The 18577-nt window shown below is 43.5% G+C and carries 16 protein-coding genes and 1 riboswitch; of the genes, 15 read left to right on the forward strand and 1 reads right to left on the reverse strand.

The window, feature by feature from the left end:
* The first annotated feature begins 159 nt into the window (after positions 1-159).
* From MMO42_RS05735 to lpxC, 9 genes are all read left to right on the forward strand, one after another.
* Positions 160-639, forward strand: coding sequence for a glutathione peroxidase (locus tag MMO42_RS05735; RefSeq protein ID WP_005209477.1), 480 nt, complete (start codon positions 160-162; stop codon positions 637-639).
* 223 nt (positions 640-862) lie between these two features.
* On the forward strand, positions 863-1807 hold the full coding sequence (gshB, locus tag MMO42_RS05740) for a glutathione synthase (protein ID WP_005147678.1): 945 nt from the start codon (positions 863-865) through the stop codon (positions 1805-1807).
* 229 nt (positions 1808-2036) lie between these two features.
* Positions 2037-3134 carry an undecaprenyldiphospho-muramoylpentapeptide beta-N-acetylglucosaminyltransferase gene (gene murG / locus MMO42_RS05745; protein WP_081401650.1) on the forward strand — a complete coding sequence of 366 codons (1098 nt, stop codon included), beginning with the start codon at positions 2037-2039 and terminating at the stop codon, positions 3132-3134.
* Between the two features lie 13 nt (positions 3135-3147).
* Positions 3148-4593: a UDP-N-acetylmuramate--L-alanine ligase gene (murC, locus tag MMO42_RS05750; RefSeq protein WP_005297550.1), complete on the forward strand. Its 1446-nt coding sequence runs from the start codon at positions 3148-3150 to the stop codon at positions 4591-4593.
* A 39-nt stretch (positions 4594-4632) separates the two neighbouring features.
* Positions 4633-5559, forward strand: a complete 927-nt coding sequence (locus MMO42_RS05755) for a D-alanine--D-alanine ligase (RefSeq protein ID WP_241319683.1) — start codon at positions 4633-4635, stop codon at positions 5557-5559.
* A 6-nt stretch (positions 5560-5565) separates the two neighbouring features.
* A complete protein-coding gene (locus MMO42_RS05760) occupies positions 5566-6423 on the forward strand; it encodes a cell division protein FtsQ/DivIB (protein ID WP_005209472.1) in 858 nt (285 codons plus the stop codon).
* 61 nt (positions 6424-6484) lie between these two features.
* Positions 6485-7747 (forward strand): cell division protein FtsA, encoded by a 1263-nt coding sequence (gene ftsA, locus MMO42_RS05765; RefSeq protein ID WP_241319684.1) that lies wholly within the window; start codon positions 6485-6487, stop codon positions 7745-7747.
* 164 nt (positions 7748-7911) lie between these two features.
* The gene (ftsZ, locus tag MMO42_RS05770; protein WP_005297547.1) at positions 7912-9093 is read left to right on the forward strand and encodes a cell division protein FtsZ; all 1182 of its coding nucleotides are present in this window, start codon (positions 7912-7914) and stop codon (positions 9091-9093) included.
* Positions 9094-9204: 111 nt separating this feature from the next.
* Entirely contained in the window at positions 9205-10107 is a 903-nt protein-coding gene (gene lpxC / locus MMO42_RS05775; protein ID WP_005297545.1) for a UDP-3-O-acyl-N-acetylglucosamine deacetylase, read from the forward strand.
* A 98-nt stretch (positions 10108-10205) separates the two neighbouring features.
* On the opposite strand, the gene MMO42_RS05780 is transcribed toward lpxC, so the two are convergent.
* Positions 10206-10646 carry a hypothetical protein gene (locus tag MMO42_RS05780; RefSeq protein WP_005147659.1) on the reverse strand — a complete coding sequence of 147 codons (441 nt, stop codon included), beginning with the start codon at positions 10644-10646 and terminating at the stop codon, positions 10206-10208.
* A gap of 104 nt (positions 10647-10750) precedes the next feature.
* On the opposite strand from MMO42_RS05780, the gene MMO42_RS05785 reads away from it, so the two are divergent.
* The 6 genes from MMO42_RS05785 to MMO42_RS05810 all read left to right on the forward strand — a co-directional run bounded on the left by MMO42_RS05785 (position 10751) and on the right by MMO42_RS05810 (position 18568).
* On the forward strand, positions 10751-11452 hold the full coding sequence (locus MMO42_RS05785) for a M23 family metallopeptidase (RefSeq protein ID WP_005297544.1): 702 nt from the start codon (positions 10751-10753) through the stop codon (positions 11450-11452).
* Between the two features lie 204 nt (positions 11453-11656).
* Entirely contained in the window at positions 11657-14374 is a 2718-nt protein-coding gene (gene aceE, locus MMO42_RS05790; RefSeq protein WP_241319685.1) for a pyruvate dehydrogenase (acetyl-transferring), homodimeric type, read from the forward strand.
* Positions 14375-14376: 2 nt separating this feature from the next.
* Entirely contained in the window at positions 14377-16338 is a 1962-nt protein-coding gene (locus MMO42_RS05795; RefSeq protein ID WP_241319686.1) for a 2-oxo acid dehydrogenase subunit E2, read from the forward strand.
* 136 nt (positions 16339-16474) lie between these two features.
* On the forward strand, positions 16475-16762 hold the full coding sequence (locus tag MMO42_RS05800) for a hypothetical protein (RefSeq protein ID WP_241319687.1): 288 nt from the start codon (positions 16475-16477) through the stop codon (positions 16760-16762).
* 34 nt (positions 16763-16796) lie between these two features.
* Positions 16797-16937: riboswitch (yybP-ykoY riboswitch) on the forward strand.
* Between the two features lie 84 nt (positions 16938-17021).
* The gene (locus MMO42_RS05805) at positions 17022-17597 is read left to right on the forward strand and encodes a TMEM165/GDT1 family protein (protein WP_241319688.1); all 576 of its coding nucleotides are present in this window, start codon (positions 17022-17024) and stop codon (positions 17595-17597) included.
* 164 nt (positions 17598-17761) lie between these two features.
* Positions 17762-18568: an MBL fold metallo-hydrolase gene (locus MMO42_RS05810; RefSeq protein ID WP_241319689.1), complete on the forward strand. Its 807-nt coding sequence runs from the start codon at positions 17762-17764 to the stop codon at positions 18566-18568.
* Positions 18569-18577: the final 9 nt, after the last annotated feature.

An 18577-nucleotide genomic window follows, 5' to 3' on the forward strand; every position in this document is an offset into this window, starting at 1 on the left:
TAGTTGTTGAACATTCAGTATAAATTGGATTGCTCAAAAAGTACATTGCGCATAATAAACTTGCACACAAGATAATTGTATGCAATATTAAATAAGCAAGCTGAATTATTAAGCAAACTATTTTGAGCAATTCCATATTGGATAGATGAGAGAACACTTATGAGCAAGATTTATGATTTTCAGGCTGAACTGCTAGAAGGCGAACAAAAGAACCTCGCGGACTACCAAGGCAAAGTTTTATTGGTGGTGAATACCGCGAGCCAATGTGGTCTCACGCCACAATTTGAAGGTTTGGAAAAGTTATATCAGGACTATCAACAACAAGGTCTGGTGATTCTTGGTTTTCCATGTAACCAATTTGCCAACCAAGACCCATCCAGCAATGAAGAAATCGGCAGCTTCTGTCAACGTAATTATGGTGTGTCTTTCCCGATGTTTGCCAAAGTCGATGTTAATGGTCCAACTGCACATCCCTTGTATCAATACCTCACTTCTGAAGCTAAAGGCCTCCTCGGCAGCAGCATTAAATGGAACTTTACCAAATTCCTGATCAATCAAAACGGTGAAGTGGTTAAGCGTTATGCGCCAATCACCAAACCTGAAAAAATTGCCAAAGATATTCAAAAACTTTTGGCTTGATTTGAATTTAAAATGCGATGCTTTTCAAATTACTGGCGGTGGATCCATTTGCCAGTAATTTTAAATTTTTTATCCGTAACAAAATAGTCTATTCAAATAAATTGAATCTAGTGATTTGAATAAATTAGAATTTTTTAGATTTAATAATTACATAACTTGTTTAAACATCATCAGTAAACTTCGCTATACTTTTTGCCAAGATTAAAAATACGAGCGTCAGATTATGCGTGTACTGGTAGTGATGGACCCGATTGAAACCGTGAATCTCAAAAAAGATTCAACCATGGCAATGTTATGGGCGGCCAGTCGTCGCGGACATGAATTGGGTTATGCATTACAACACGATTTATATATCGACCAAGGCAAAGCTTTTGGTCTGATCTCACCTTTAAAAGTGTTTGAGGATTACAATCATTATTATGAGCTGGGCGAAAAGCGCAAAGAATCGTTGGCAGATTACGATGTGGTTTTGATGCGTAAAGACCCACCGTTTGACATGAACTTTGTCTATACCACCTATATTTTGGAACAGGCTGAGCGTGAAGGTGCTTGGATCATCAATAAACCACAATCATTACGTGACTGTAATGAAAAGTTGTTTGCCACCCAATTCCCAGAGCTGCAAGTGCCAACTCTGGTGACCTCTCAACAAAGCCTGATCCGTGAATTTATCAAAGAACATGGCGATGTGATTGTGAAACCGTTAGATGGTATGGGCGGCATGGGGATTTTCCGTTTATACCAAGATGGGGTGAATATCGGTTCGACTTTGGAAATGCTGACAGAAATGGGGACATGCCCAATCATGGCGCAGCGCTATATTCCTGAGATTGTCGAAGGCGATAAGCGTATCTTGATGGTGAATGGTGAACCGATCCCATATTGTTTGGCGCGTATTCCACAAAATGGTGAAGTGCGTGGTAACTTGGCAGCAGGTGGTTTAGGGCAGGCGCGTCCGCTCAGTGAAAATGATAAATTGATTGCCGCGAAAGTCGGCCCATTCCTGCGTGAAAAAGGTTTGGTCTTTGTTGGTTTGGATGTGATTGGCAACTATGTGACCGAGATTAATGTGACGAGTCCAACCTGTATTCGTGAGATTGATGCACAATTTGGGACATCGATTGCCGATGATCTTTTTGCGGTGTTAGAAGCAGGTCGTCAAAACTAAAAAAGTTTCACTTTTTGACCAAAATGCCCGTTTGTATTGAATGAAAATTTAGATGCAAACGGGCATTTGCATATCGGCAGTACCTTGTTTTTAACAAAGAATCGAAAAAAGCTCAGCTTTCTGTTGTAAACAAGTGAAATTCGCTTTTCGTGAATGAAGCTTTAGGATTAAAATAACTGCCGAAAACAATAGACGATAACCTTCTTTTTTTGAGTTGAAGAATTAGACCGTGACCAATTCACCACAGAACAAACCCAAACATGTCATGATGATGGCCGCAGGTACTGGTGGGCATGTTTTTCCCGCACTTGCTGTTGCCAAACAGTTGCAACAGGAAGGCTGCCAAGTTTCTTGGCTAGCGACGCCTACGGGAATGGAAAATCGGTTGCTCAAAGATCAAAATATTCCAATTTATCAAATTGATATTCAAGGTGTGCGGGGCAATGGTTTAGTCCGTAAACTCAGTGCGCCGTTTAAAATTTTAAAAGCAACGTTAAGTGCAATGCGCTATATGAAACAGCTCAAGATTGATGCTGTGGCAGGTTTTGGTGGTTATGTAGCAGGTCCGGGTGGTTTGGCTGCGCGTTTACTGGGGATTCCTGTACTGATCCATGAGCAAAATGCGATTGCAGGTTTTACCAATACCCAACTGGCACGAATTGCCAAGACCGTGTGTCAGGCTTTTCCAAATACTTTTGCTAGCAGTGATAAGATCGTGACCACAGGTAATCCTGTACGTGCGGAGATTACTGCGATTTTGAATCCGTCATGGCGTTATCAAACCCGTGAGCAGGAACAACTGCCGCTCAATATTCTAATCGTGGGTGGTTCGCTCGGTGCGCAAGCATTGAATGAGCGTTTGCCGGAAGCTTTGAAAAAGGTCACTGTGCCGCTCAAGGTGTTCCATCAATGTGGTCAAAATAAGCAAGATGCAACTCGTGCTTTGTACCAAGGTGCGCCAGAGCATTTAAATATTCAAGTCGAGCCCTTTATTCATGATATGGCGAAAGCCTATAGTGAAGCGGATTTGATTATTTGCCGTGCAGGCGCATTGACGGTGACCGAGGTGGCAACCGCAGGTTTGGCGGCGATTTTTGTTCCTTTACCGATTGCGGTGGATGACCACCAAACAGCAAATGCTAAATTTTTGGCAAATGTTGGCGCTGCAAAGATTTGCCAGCAAGCAGACATGACACCTGCTGTTTTAGATGAAATGTTGGCTGGCTTACTCAATCGCCAGTTACTTTCTGAAATGGCTGTAAAAGCACGTCAACAAGCACAACCGAATGCAACGCAGCATGTGGTTGATCTGATTAAAAAATTGTAATTCGAGTTTATCTATGTCTCCAACAAATCCAAACCAAGCCAAAAAGCTGATTAAAGTGCCAGAAATGCGCCGTATTAAAAATATCCACTTTGTTGGTATTGGTGGTGCGGGGATGTGCGGTATTGCCGAAGTATTGAGTAACCAAGGTTATAAAATTTCAGGCTCAGATATCAAAGCGTCGAAAACCACGGCTCAACTTGAAGCGAATGGGATCAAGGTATTTATTGGTCACTCGGCTGACAATATTAAAAATGCCAATGTGCTGGTGGTATCGACGGCGATTGATCCTGAAAACCCAGAGATTAAAGCAGCCATCGAACAACGTACGCCAATCGTGCGTCGTGCGGAAATGTTGGGTGAATTGATGCGTTACCGTCATGGTATTGCGGTTGCAGGAACGCATGGTAAAACCACCACCACCAGTTTGTTGACGACGATGTTGGCAGAAGAAAACCTTGATCCTACCTATGTGATTGGTGGTTTGCTGAATAGCACTGGGGTAAATGCTGCGCTTGGTGAAAGCCGTTTTATTGTGGCAGAAGCGGATGAATCAGATGCTTCTTTCTTGTATTTACAGCCAATGGCTGCCATCGTGACCAATATCGATGCAGATCATATGGATACTTATGAAGGTAGCTTTGATAAGTTAAAAGATACCTTTATTCAATTCTTACATAACTTGCCATTCTATGGCTTGGCTGTGGTTTGTGGCGATGATGCCAATATTCGTGAGATTCTGCCACGTGTTGGTCGTCCAGTATTGACCTACGGTTTTGCTGAAGACAATGACATCCGTGCGGTAGATGTTGTACAAGAAGGCATGCAGTCGCATTTTACAGTATTGCGTAAAGACCGTGAGCCATTGCGTGTCACCATTAATCAACCAGGTTTGCATAACGTTTTGAATGCACTTGCTGCGATTGGTGTGGCAACTGACGAAGGTGTTTCTGATGGTGCGATTTGCCGTGCTTTAGAAGGCTTTAGTGGTGTGGGACGTCGCTTCCAAGTTCAGGGTGAGTATGAAGTTGGCGAAGGCTTAGTGAAACTGGTGGATGACTATGGTCACCATCCAAAAGAAGTTGAAGCCACCATTAAAGCTGCACGTGCCAGCCATCCAGACCGCCGTTTGGTGATGTTATTCCAGCCACACCGTTTTAGCCGTACTCGTGATTGTTTTGATGATTTTGTTGATGTGTTATCGCAAGTCGATCAACTATTATTATTAGAGGTTTATCCAGCGGGTGAAAAACCGATTGTAGGTGCAGATAGCCGTGCTTTGGCACGTAGTATTCGCCTACGTGGAGAGGTTGAGCCGATCTTGGTCGACCCAGTGGAAGGCAATTTACCGAACGTTTTACAAAAAGTGTTACAAGCGGATGACCTGTTATTAACACAAGGCGCGGGTAACGTTGGTGCAATTTCGGTAGAATTGGCTCAGCATCGCTTGTATGCCAAATAATTTTGTTTTGTGATTATTAAAAGTTTTAAGGATATAAACGTGTCAAATGCTGCAAAATTCGGCAAAGTTGCTGTGTTATTTGGTGGGAAGTCGGCTGAGCGTGCTGTGTCATTGGACAGCGGCCAAGCTGTTTTAGAAGCGTTATTGCGTTCGGGCGTTCAGGCAGAAGCATTTGACCCGCAAGATCGTAGTGTGATTGAGTTAGTTGCTTATGATCGCGCATTTATCGTATTGCATGGTCGTGGTGGTGAAGATGGTCAGATCCAAGGTGTATTGGAGTGGTTAAACCTTCCTTATACAGGCACAGGCGTGCAAGGTTCTGCGATTGGTATGGATAAAGTTAAGACCAAGCAAATCTGGCAGGGCAGTGACTTGCCAACCGCACCTTATCGCATTATCACCAAAGATACGGATCTTGAACCTGTGATTGCTGAATTGGGCTTACCTGTGATTATCAAGCCTGTGCATGAAGGTTCAAGTGTTGGGATGAGCAAGGTTGAAAAAGCTGAGGATTTTGCTGCTGCAATTGAAAAAGCAACTCAGCATGATGCCGTGGTGATGGCAGAAAAATGGATTACAGGTCGTGAATTTACGATCTCATTCTTGAATGGTCAGCCATTGCCTGTGATTCGTTTACAGCCACCAGCAGACGTTGCTTTTTATGACTATGAAGCAAAGTATCAGCGTAATGATGTGGAATATGGCATTCCTTGCGGTTTAAGCGAAGCAGAAGAGAAGAGCTTACAAGCGCTCTGCTTACGTGCTTTCCAAGCCGTGGGTGCAGAAGGTTGGGGCCGTATTGATGCGATGCAGGATGAACAGGGGAATTTCTGGTTGTTAGAAGTGAATACAGTTCCGGGTATGACCAGCCATTCTTTGGTGCCAAAAGCAGCACAAGCTGTCGGTTATAGTTTTGATCAGCTTTGTGTTGCTATTTTAGAGCAAACCTTAGCAGCATCGGCTTAACGATTTATGGCTCAGCTTCCTGCCTCTATGCGCCGTAAAACACGGCCAGCCATTAGCTCGATTCACGAGAAACCGCCTTCGCCTAAACAGAAAATGGTGAATGCGGGCGGTTGGGTGTTGCTGGTGATTGCATTTGCTGTATTGGCGTTGGGTCTGTTTGGCTTGTATAAAGTCATGACGGATGCACGAGTCGCGCAGTTGCAGGTGGTTGGGACCAATTCTGATGTTGAAAATCAACAGTTGGTTCAATTTCTCAATCCAATTGTTAAAGATAACTACTTCACTTCAGATTTAGAACAGATTCGAGATCAAGCATTAAAAGTGTCTTGGGTTGATCGTGTGGTGGTGTCACGGGCTTGGCCAAATGCAATTCGAGTGCGGGTAATGCCGCGTCATGCGATTGCACGTTGGGGAACAGGGCGTTTGCTGAGTGACAATGGTGATGTATTTAGCGAGGCGGTGCCAACAGCACATCCTAACTTGCCGCTTTTACATGGGCCAGCCAGCCAATCCAAAATGATGATGCGTCGCTATAATGAAATTAATCAATTGTTTCATCCAGCGAATTTGAGATTAAAAGAATTGTATTTAACCGAGCGTATGACTTGGTTCATGCAGTTTGATTCGGGCCTACGGATTATTGTGGACCAAGATCAAACCATGAATAAGTTGCAACGCTTAAGCCATTTGGCACAAACGGATTTAAAACCTGTATGGTCAAAAATCACGGCGATTGATTTGCGTTATCGGAATGGCTTGGCTATTCAGTGGAAAAACGCAGCTCCGCCAAAGATTGTTAACGGTCAGTTAGTTGTAACGATTGATGACACAAGCCTTGCAGGGGCAATTCAGGCAAAGCCATAATACGTGGCTTAAAATAAAGGACAGTTGTCCTAAACAACACTAAAGATATGGTATTGAAGTAATGAGTGAAGCTGTTCCCTCAGTTGTTGCGATTGATATTGGGACCCATAAAGTCTCAGTTTTGATTGGTAAGATCCATGCACCAGATAAGATCCAAGTCATTGGCATGGCAACTGCTCGCAACCGAGGTATGGTTAAAGGCAAGATTGTTAGCTTAGACAAGGTGATCGCGGCGATTAAGAATGCGGTATCCGAAGCTGAGGATATGGCGGAGTGTCGTATTCATAGTGCGTGGGTGTCGATTCCAAGTACAGAATTACAAAGTTTTTATGCATCAGGCCGTACCCCAGTCGCCAACCACGATCATATTATTACGACGAATGAAGTGGTTCGTGCACTAGAGTTAGCCAAAGCGAGTCATGTATCACCAGACTATTATCTTGCCAGTGCTGTGCCATTGGGCTTTGAACTTGGTGATTCAGCTGAATGGGTACAAAACCCGGTGAATATGTCTGCGCATAGCATGACCGGTCATTATCAGTTGATGATGATGCCTATCAGCACCATGCAAAACCTTGATCGTGCCATGAAAGGGGCCAATATCGGGGTGGAAAAAATGGTGGTGTCTTGCTTGGCAACCGCTGAAGCCAGTCTGCTCAAAGACGAAAAAGAATATGGTGTATGTTTAGTTGATATTGGCGCAGGAATTACCAATATTGCGGTGTATTTAGATGGCCGTTTGGCTTTGGCACGAACCTTGCCACGTGGTGGTGAGAATGTCACCCGTGATATTGCCGCTGTTTTACAGACCACGACTGAAGAAGCTGAACGCATCAAAATTTTGCATGGTTGTGTTGACTTAAGTGTGGTGAAGCCAGATCACATGATTCAAGTGCAAGCGATTGACGGTACACAAACCATCAGTCGTATTGAGCTTGCAGAAATCATCATTGCGCGTTATGAAGAAATCTTCACTTTAATTCGTGAAGAACTGGAACATAGCGGTGCAATCCATGGTCTCTACCATGGTGTGGTACTCACAGGCGATTCTTGTCAAATTGAAGGTATGGTGAATTTGGCGCGTCGTATGCTGGGCGTGTCTGCACATTTGGGCAATCCGCCATTACAAGTCTATGCAGATGATCAACATTTACCTGCTTTGCGTCGTTCAATGTACGCCACAGTATCGGGCTTGTTGATGTTTAGCCAAAGTGATTTGCAAGATACGGTTGAAGAACCAGAAGAAACAAGTGATCGTAGTTTTGTTGATCGTGTTGCCAATGGTTGGAATGCATTAAATAGCAAATTAAAGGCCATCTTTTAAGTTGTAGTTATTTTTGGGAAAATTTGTTAGGAAGTTGTTCTAAATCCGCCACTGTACTTGACAAGCTAGCGATTATTGAACAGCATCCTACACATCAGTTGTTTAAAAATCAGGGCAGTAACGGGCTGAAGTAACTGCCATTAATATTAGGAAATCTAAAGGTCATGGCCTCATTTGAATTTATAGAAGATGAACTAGACAATGGCAACGGTCAAGCCCGTTTCACAGTATTTGGTGTGGGTGGTGGCGGTGGTAATGCCGTGCAGCACATGGCGCAATCTGATATTCAAGGCGTAAAATTTGTCTGTGCAAATACGGACAAACAAGCATTGGATAGCATGAATGCTCCATTCAAAATTCAATTGGGTGAACAAAGTACACGTGGTTTGGGCGCTGGAGCGAATCCAGAAGTCGGTCAAATCGCAGCTGAAGAAAGCCGTGACGTGATCCGTCAGCACCTTGAAGGGACTGACATGGTGTTCGTTACTGCGGGCATGGGTGGCGGTACAGGTACAGGTGCTGCGCCAGTGGTTGCTGAAGTTGCCAAAGAAATGGGTATCTTGACTGTAGGTGTAGTCACTACACCATTCAATTTTGAAGGTCGTCGTCGCCAAAAGTCTGCTGAAAAAGGTATTGATGCATTAGAAGCACACGTTGATTCATTGATTATCATTCCAAACCAACGCTTACTTAGCGTGTATGGTGATATCTCAATGAAAGATGCCTATAAAAAGGCAGATGATGTATTGCTGAATGCAGTACGTAGTATCTTTGATTTGGTGGTTAATCGTGGTCATATTAACCTCGACTTCGCCGATCTGAAAACTGCAATGAGTACGCGTGGTTATGCGATGATGGGTGCTGGTTTGGGTCGTGGTGAAGATCGTGCTCGTCAAGCCGCTGAACAGGCTATTCGTAGTCCATTGCTTGATAATGTAAATATTATCAATGCGAAAGGTGTATTGATCAACATCACGGGTGGCGATGATATTACCCTGCGTGAAACTGAAATTATTACCGATGTGGTCAACCAAATCGTTGATTTGGATGAAGGCGAAATTTTCTACGGTACCGTATTTGATCCAGATGCACGTGACGAACTCCGTGTTACTGTGATTGCCACAGGTTTAACGCGTAATGCGAGTGAAGTTGATCAGAAGAGACGTGCGGTGGTTTCACATGCACCTGCTTCGCAAGCGGCTCAGCAATCTGTGGATGAAGATGATGTTCCAGCGATCAGCAAACGTGCAAATGTTGATGCTCCAGCGAGTGCAGCAGCAAGTTCTACGCCACGTTCATCGCCAATGAGCATTCAAGACTATCTGAAAAATCAACAGCGTAAATAATAAAATCATATATTTAGAGAAAGGGGGCAAGTAATTGTCCCCTTTTTTATTTTTTTAAAATGGCAAAATATGCTAAGTTATATCGGTTTTTGCAAATGAAGTTGGTATGGCATGTTGAAACAACGTACTCTCAAACGTGTGGTGAAAGCGAGCGGGATTGGTCTGCACAGTGGTCAGAAGGTGCTGATTAATTTTGTTCCACATCATATTGATGGAGGTATTGTCTTTCGCCGTATCGACTTAAATCCCCCTGTTGACATTATTGCCAACGCTTTATTGATCCAAGAAGCCTTTATGTGCTCGAACTTGGTTCGTGAAGACATCAAGGTCGGTACCATTGAACATGTCATGAGCGCGATTGCTGGATTAGGGATCGACAATCTGATCGTTGAAGTGTCTGCCTCTGAAGTGCCGATTATGGATGGAAGTGCGGGACCTTTTATCTATTTGCTGATGCAAGGTGAGCTGGCGGAGCAAGATGCGCCAAAGAAGTTCATTCGTATTTTAAAGCCAGTTGAGGCTTTAATTGATGACAAAAAAGCAATTTTCTCGCCACATTCAGGCTTCCAACTTAACTTTACCATCGATTTTGACCATCCAGCATTTGCCAAAGAATACCAGTCAGCCACCATCGATTTCTCTACAGAAACCTTCGTCTATGAAGTCAGTGAAGCAAGAACCTTTGGCTTTATGAAAGATTTGGACTATTTGAAAGCCAATAATTTGGCATTAGGTGCGAGTCTGGAAAATGCGATTGGTGTCGATGACACAGGGGTGGTGAATGAAGAAGGTTTACGCTTTGCCGATGAGTTTGTGCGTCACAAAATTCTAGATGCAGTGGGGGACTTATATTTACTTGGACATCAAATTATTGCCAAGTTTGATGGGTATAAGTCAGGGCATGCGCTGAATAATCAGTTATTACGCAATGTTCAAAATGATCCAAGCAGCTATGAAATTGTAACATTTAATAACGAGAGTGATTGTCCAATTCCTTATGTAAGTGTGACATAAGTCATTGTCTTTTATTGCCTATGTTATGTTATAACAATTGAATCTGAGATTTCCATCACATAAAAATAGTGTGTATTCCAACACTTAATATATGAAGTTTACTTTTTATTGCTTGCCAAACGTAGTAAAGCTTGGCTAAGCTTAGGGTCGCTCACATATTCAGCGGCGCTGCGTAATAGCTCTTGGGTCTCTGATGTCAGTGTTTTTGTTGGGGGAGAGGGTTCACGAGAGACAACATTTTTGTTTCTTAAGCGAACTTGGATTTTTCGTAATTCCTTGAGTCCTTCGAGCTGAGCTAACTGCGCAACATAGTGGCTTTGTAAATAGCTGAGTTGACTAATCATTGCTTGATTTTCACCAGTTATGATCAAAACCCCGTGTTGATAACAAACAACTTGCCATTGCTCTGGTTGGGGCAATAACGGTTGAATAATTTTCGTAAGTTGTTTCCATTGTGTCACTTGCGTCGTCAGAAGCGTTAAGTTTCCAGTTTTTATATGTTGTCCTTTCTGTTGGAAAACGTTGTTAGGTTCAGACATGTGACTTCCTCGGAGGTAATGTGTCCATCTTAAGCGTTTGGTTCAGCTGTTATCAAGGAACAGATGATAAAGGAACGTTTGAAGGACGGTTTCAAGAGGTTTTTATGCATCATACGCGTCGTATTTTACTCGCATTTTCATTAGCTGCTTCAGCTGCTTCGGTTGCTTTTGCAGATTATCAGAACATTGGTCAGACGACAGGCGATGACCGCTTAGAGCAATTATCAAAAACCTTAGCTCAAGGTTCTTATACTCATTCAGCTGATATGGATTTGCCAGCTGTATCGAATGTGTCAGTTAAACTACGCGAAAAAACCATTGAATTGAATAATGCGACGATCGAGAAGAAATATGGCCGCTCAGCTATTTCAACTCAAGACAACGCACCGTCATTTTCAGCAAACACAGGTTATTCTTGGCTGGTTAGCCATCCGCTACAAGAAGGTCGTGTAAGTTCTTCTTGGGGCAATCGCACACTACTCGGTTCTACTCGCCACCATTCAGGTGTTGACCTTGCTGCGCCGTCTGGTACGCCAATCTATGCAACAGGCCCTGGTGTGGTGACAAAGTCAGGTTGGGGTACCGGTTATGGTCAATATGTTGAAATTGATCATGGCAATGGTTACATCACCCGTTATGCACATGCTTCACGCTTAATCGTGAGTGCTGGTGATCGTGTAGGTGCTGGTGAACATATTGCAAATGTAGGTTGTACAGGTCGTTGTACTGGACCACATTTACACTTTGAAGTTGTAAAAGATGGTCAACGTAAAAATCCATCAACTTACTTAGCAATGTTGCCTTAATGTAATTTGTTAACAGTTGTATATCAATATTCAAAAAAATCGCCTTTATTGGCGATTTTTTATGTGTTTTGTTTCATTTAGGTCAATGACTATTTTGTCAGAAAATAATAAGGCGTTTTGCATTCATCTGGGGCAATAGTTCTATCACAGCAAAACATGATAAAAATAGGGTCGACAAATAACTTAAGGGAAAAGGTGAATTGTATGGCGTTTTATGGCGACTCTGACGCGCAAGAAACCCAAGAATGGCAAGAAGCATTTGATTCAGTATTACAACATATGGGCACGGAACGTGCTGCCTTCTTGCTAGAAAAACTTTATCAACGGGCTATTGCAAAACACGTTCCAATCCAACGCATCAATACACCTTACCTCAACACCATTTCAGTTGAAGAACAACCAGCAATGCCTGGCGATCAGGATATGGAACGCCGTATCCGTGCCTTGATCCGCTGGAATGCTTTGGCAATGGTGTTACGTGCCAATAAAACGGGTGACGATCTCGGTGGTCACCTTGCAAGTTTCGCATCGTCTGCAACATTGTATGACGTTGGTTTTAACCATTTCTTCCGCGCAAACAGCAATAACTTTGGCGGCGATATGATTTATTACCAAGGTCACTGTGCGCCTGGTATTTATGCGCGTTCTTTCCTCGAAGGCCGTTTAAATGAAGAGCAGTTAAGTAATTTCCGCCGTGAAGTTGGCGGTAATGGTTTACCAAGCTATCCACATCCATATTTAATGCCGGACTATTGGCAATTCCCAACTGTATCAATGGGTCTTGGTCCAATTATGTCGATTTATCAGGCACACATTCAAAAATATTTGATGAATCGCGGCTTGATCAAAGAAGAAGATCGTAAAGTCTGGGCTTATCTGGGCGATGGCGAGATGGATGAGCCAGAAAGTACGGGTGCAATTTCACTTGCTGGTCGTGAAAAGCTTGATAACCTGATTTGGGTGGTGAACTGTAACTTACAGCGCCTAGATGGTCCTGTACGTGGTAACGGTAAAATTATTCAAGAATTAGAATCTTTATTCCGTGGTGCGGGCTGGCGTGTCATTAAAGTGGTGTGGGGCCGTCATTGGGATCCACTCCTTGCTCAAGATACTTCAGGTGCTTTAAAAGCGGTCATGGACGAAACAGTTGATGGTGAGTACCAACGCTATCAAGTGAAAGGCGGTGCATATACACGCGAGAAATTCTTTGGCAAGTACCCAGAAGCTGCGGAACTTGTAAAAGATTTAAGCGATGAAGACATCGATAATCTTAACCGTGGTGGTCATGACCCGTACAAAGTTTTTGCTGCCTATGCAGAAGCAATGAAAGCCAAAGGTCAACCAACCGTTATTCTTGCGAAAACGGTTAAAGGTTATGGTTTGTCTGAAGAAATTGAAGCGGTGAACAAAACTCACCAAATCAAAAAAATGCAGATCGACTCTTTGAAATATGTACGTGACCGTTTTAACCTGCCATTTACAGATGATAAGTTAGAAGAGCTTCCATTCTATCGCCCAAGTGAAAACTCTCCAGAAATGAAGTATATGAAGGCGCGTCGTGAAGCATTAGGCGGTTACCTACCTGCACGTCGTCGTGAGAGTGAAACTTTAGCGATTCCTGAACTCTCTGTATTTGATGCTGTATTAAATGGTTCAGGTGGTAAAGAGCAATCGACCACGATGGTGATGGTGCGTTTAATTGCTGCTTTATTGAAAGAAAAAGCAATTAAAGACCGCGTAGTTCCAATCGTTCCAGATGAAGCACGTACATTTGGTTTGGAAGGGATGTTCCGTCAGCTTGGTATTTATGCCGCTCACGGTCAAAAATATACCCCAGAAGACCAAGAACAGTTAATGCATTACCGTGAAGCAAGTGATGGACACATGCTTCAAGAAGGAATTAACGAAGCGGGTGCGATGAGTGCGTGGGCTGCGTTGGCGACCAGTTATTCAACCAATAACTTGCCAATGATTCCAATGTACATGTACTACTCAATGTTTGGTTTCCAACGTATTGGTGACATTGCATGGGCTGCTGGTGATGCACAGGCACAAGGTTTCTTGTTGGGTGCGACTGCTGGCCGTACCACACTGAACGGTGAAGGTTTACAGCACCAAGATGGTCATTCACATATCTTGGCGAACACGATTCCAAACTGCGTATCTTATGATCCATGTTTTGGTTATGAATTGGCTGTGATCGTACATGACGGTTTACAACGTATGTATGTAAACCAAGAGCGTGTGTTCTACTACTTAACCGTAATGAACGAAAACTACGAGCATCCTGCAATGCCAGAAGGCGCTGAGGAAGGCATTAAACGTGGTATGTACTTATTCGAAAAAGATGAAAAAGCAACGGTTCAATTATTGGGTTCAGGCGTTATTCTGCGTGAAGTGATTAAAGCTGCGAAAATCTTACGTGACGAATACCAGATCCACTCAAACGTTTGGAGCGTAACAAGCTTCAATGAGTTGTCACGTGACGGTATGGCATGTGAAGAGTACAATCGCTTACATCCGCTGACTGAAGAAGTGAAAGAATCTTGGGTATCTAAACAGTTACGTGGCACTGAAGGTATCGTCGTTTCTGCGACAGACCATATGCGTGCGTACAGTGAACAAATCCGTGCATATTTACCAGATGGTCGTCCATTTGTTGCATTAGGTACAGATGGTTACGGCCGTTCAGATACACGTGCGAACTTACGTAGTTTCTTTGGTGTTGATGCTGCGCATATCGTTGTTGCGACTTTGAAAAAATTAGCTGACGAAGGCGAAGTAGATGCACGTTTAGTTAAAGATGCAATTTCTAACTTTGAATTAGATACTGACCGTCCAGTTGCATGGGCACCACAAGCGCATCCAGAAGTTCAGGGAGTTGCTGAATACCACGAAACACAAACAGGTGAGGGGAAATAATTATGCAAATCCAAGCACCTGATATTGGCGTAGATAAAGCGCTTGTTGCAGAAATCTTGGTCAAAGTAGGCGACCATGTTGCAGTTGACGATAGCCTTCTGGTTTTAGAGTCAGATAAGGCAACGGTAGAAGTACCAAGCACTGCGGCAGGTATTGTAAAAAGTATTCTGGTTCAACAGGGCGATGAAGTCACTGAAGGCGTCGCATTGATTGAGTTAGAGTCTGAGTCTGCTGAAGCACTTGTGAACGAAGCATCGAAAGCGGAAGCGCCAAAAGCAGAAGCGAAACCTGTCGAAGCTGAAACAAAAGCACAACCAGCTGCCGCTCCAACAGCGACAGCAAGTCAGGTTGTGGATGTAAAAGTTCCAGATATTGGTGTAGAAAAAGCGTTGGTTGCAGAAGTGCTGGTCAAAGTCGGTGATCAGATTGAACCTGAACAAAGTATTGTGGTGGTTGAGTCGGACAAGGCGACTGTAGAAGTACCAAGCTCGGTAGCAGGGATTGTGGAAGCGATCCAGATTAAAGAAGGCGACAGCATTAAAGAAGGTGTGGTACTGATTCAGGTCAAGACTGCGAGCGCTGCAGCGTCATCTGAACCGCAAGCAGCCCCTACTCAAACAGAAGCACCAGTCGCAACGACAGGAGCACCAGCTACAAGCAATAATTCAACAGGTAATGTTGAAATTGAAGTGCCTGATCTGGGTGTAGAAAAAGCACTTGTTTCAGAAATTCTGGTCAATGTAGGCGATCGCGTTGAAGCTCAACAAAGCCTATGCGTGGTTGAGTCGGATAAGGCCTCTGTTGAAGTGCCAAGCTCGGTAGCGGGGATTGTGAAAGCAATCCATGTCTCTGCTAATCAAGAAGTTCGTCAAGGCGTGGCTTTGGCAACGATTGAGGTGAGTGGTCAGGCTGCTGCTCCAGCAGCACCAAAAGCTCAACCAGCCGCTGCGCCTGCTACGCAAGCAGCACCAGCAAAACCACAGGCAGCAACGACAGCAGCACCAAGTGCGCCAGCGCACGCTGAGAAGCTGACCAAAGCGCAAGAAGCAGAAAATGCCAAGGTTTATGCAGGCCCAGCTGTGCGTAAATTAGCACGTGAATTGGGTGTGGTGCTTGGACAGGTGAAAGCATCTGGTGAGCATAATCGTGTCATTAAGGAAGATGTATTTGCTTATGTGAAAACACGCCTTACTGCACCACAGGCAGCAGCTAGCTCTCAAGCAGCTCCAGTGGCTTCAGGCTTGCCGAAGTTGCCAGATTTTAGCGCATTTGGTGGTGGTGAAGCGAAAGCGATGACACGTTTGCAGCAGGTCTCTGTTCCGCAATTGTCATTGAATAATTTCATTCCTCAAGTAACACAGTTTGACTTGGCGGATATTACTGAACTCGAAGCGTGGCGTGGTGAGTTGAAAGATGGCTTTAAAAAGCAAGGTCTCAGCTTAACCATTTTGGCCTTTATTGCCAAAGCAGTTGCACACCTGCTGAAAGAAGAGCCTTATTTTGCTGGGCATTTGGCGGATGACCAAAAATCAGTGTTATTGCGTAATGAGATTCATATGGGGATTGCAGTCGCAACGCCAGATGGATTAACCGTTCCTGTATTGCGCAATCCAGACCAGAAATCAATTAAGCAAATTGCAGCTGAATTGGCTGAACTTAGTCAAAAAGCGCGTGATCGCAAGTTGTCACCGAAAGACTTACAAGGTGCCAACTTTACCATTACCAGCCTAGGCAGTATTGGTGGAACCGCATTTACACCATTGGTGAACTGGCCTCAAGTCGCAATCTTGGGTATATCTCCTGCAACCATGCAACCGGTATGGAATGGCAAAGATTTTGATCCGCGTCTGATGTTGCCATTGTCATTGTCTTATGACCATCGTGTGATTAATGGTGCAGATGCCGCGCGCTTTACCAATAAGTTGACCAAGTTGCTTAAAGATATTCGTAGCTTATTGCTCTAATGATAGTTTGAATTTAGAAAACCTCGCTTAAGCGGGGTTTTCTATTTTTAGCATGACAAAAAATGGCTTTATTTGAGAATAGTTTTGCCTAAAATAAATTTGTATTGATAACGATTTTTTGAATCAAGGAGCAAGGATGTTAGTGATTTATCGGGTGATGCTACCCATATTACTCATCGTTTTTGTGCTGATGGGATTGTGGGTGAGCTTCCTGCATTTCCCTTGGGAATGGGTCATGTATGCTGTAATGGGCATCGAAGTGCTGGTAGCGACAGTGGTCATGGCAATGGAGTATCAGGCACAACATGTCGGTGGTGCAAGTGGTTGGGGCAGTTTTGGTTTTCTTGGCTTAAGTGCTTATTTGGCTTTTTTTCTGGGGCTTGCACGTATATTGATCTGGAGTTACCAAAAATTTTGGGCATAACGATTTAAAACCGTTTTATTGTTTGATAGAATGAAATCACTTCATTGGGGAGTAGCCGCTCTTTACGCAAAGTAAAGAGGTGATGATCAACATAATTGCTCAGCAGAGCATGGTCATCATAGCAAAGAACCAAGAGCAGCTGTTTAGCTGAGCTTTTGTTGGCAAGACCTTTGATTTACCACTCTGCATCAATCTATTTGATTTTGGCTAGCAGGAGGGGTAGGTCATCGGTATATTTTGCTAGCCAGAGCATTCAACTATGTATGAATTTCTCATCTCCACATCGATTGTTGCCCTTGCTGAAATGGGTGACAAAACACAATTGCTCGCATTATTACTCGCTGCACGCTTCCGTAAACCGATTCCGATTCTTATTGCTATTCTATTAGCCACGACCATTAACCATGGTATTTCCGCTGTATTAGGGCAATGGATTACCACCGTACTCAGTCCTGAAATCTTGTTATGGATTCTTGCACTTGGTTTTATTGGGATGGCGATTTGGATGCTGATTCCAGATGAATTGGGTGATGAAACCGAAAATATCAATAAATGGCAAAAATTTGGGGTGTTTGGTGCAACGTTCATCCTGTTTTTCTTGGCTGAAATTGGTGATAAAACTCAAATTGCAACCGTGGCCTTGGCAGCACGATTTGACAGTGTTTTCTGGGTCATGATTGGTACTACTTTCGGGATGATGATCGCCAATGCACCTGCAGTGTTTATTGGTGATAAGCTGGCGGATAAGCTACCGATTTCCTTGATTCATAAGATTGGGGCTGCGATTTTCTTGGTCGTTGGGGTCTCAGCGTTGGTGCAACATTATTTCTTTTAGTCTGCTGACATTTTAAATCTATACGAACCCATCCCAATGTGATGGGTTTTTTTCTTATAAATTATGATAAAAGTCCAATATCTGATTGAAATACGAACTAAATCCCATTATTTTATTATGGAATTAAAAATATTTAATATTTAAAGAATTTTTCTGGGGAAGTTATGAGTTTTGAGCGGACAACATCACAAATTTTGTTTGATAATGGCACACATAAATGCATTAGTTTTACCAGTTTGGTTAAAGGAGAGGGCATTCAGGCCAATCAGTTTTTAATTATTGATCATGATCGGGCGGCTGTTTTAGATCCGGGTGGAGATCTGACCTATGTGCCTCTCACCATGGAGCTTAATCGCTATACCAAACTGAAAAATATGGATTATGTGATGGCTTCTCATCAAGACCCAGACATCATTACCTCGATGCCACGTTGGTTGGTCTATACCGATGCCAAAGTGGTGGCATCAAAACTATGGGCACGTTTCTTGCCACATTTGAATTCTGCCTTTATGAGTGATCGTATGAAAGGCAACTGGGAAGAGCGTCTGATCGAGCTTGCAGATACGGGACAAATCATTGCTTTGGGTGAATCTGCCATCGTTGCAGTTCCCGCCCACTTTCTGCATTCGGTGGGAAATTTCCAGTTTTATGATCCAACCGCAAAAATTCTGTTTTCTGGTGATATGGGTGCTTCAATTGTGGAAGATGCCAGTTTACCGATTACTGACTTTGACGTGCATATTCAAAAAATGAAAGGCTTCCATCAGCGTTATATGTGCTCCAATAAAGTCATTCGTTTGTGGGTGAATATGGTACGGCAAATGGATTTGGACATGATTGTGCCGCAACATGGCACAGCATTTATAGGCAAGGACATGATCCATCAATTTTTAGACTGGATCGAAACCTTGGAATGTGGTGTGGACTTAATGAATGAATATGTCTTTAGCTTGCCCACTGAAATGAGTTAAGTTGTGATC

The organism is Acinetobacter sp. ANC 3882 (assembly GCF_022549545.1).
GTDB lineage: Bacteria > Pseudomonadota > Gammaproteobacteria > Pseudomonadales > Moraxellaceae > Acinetobacter.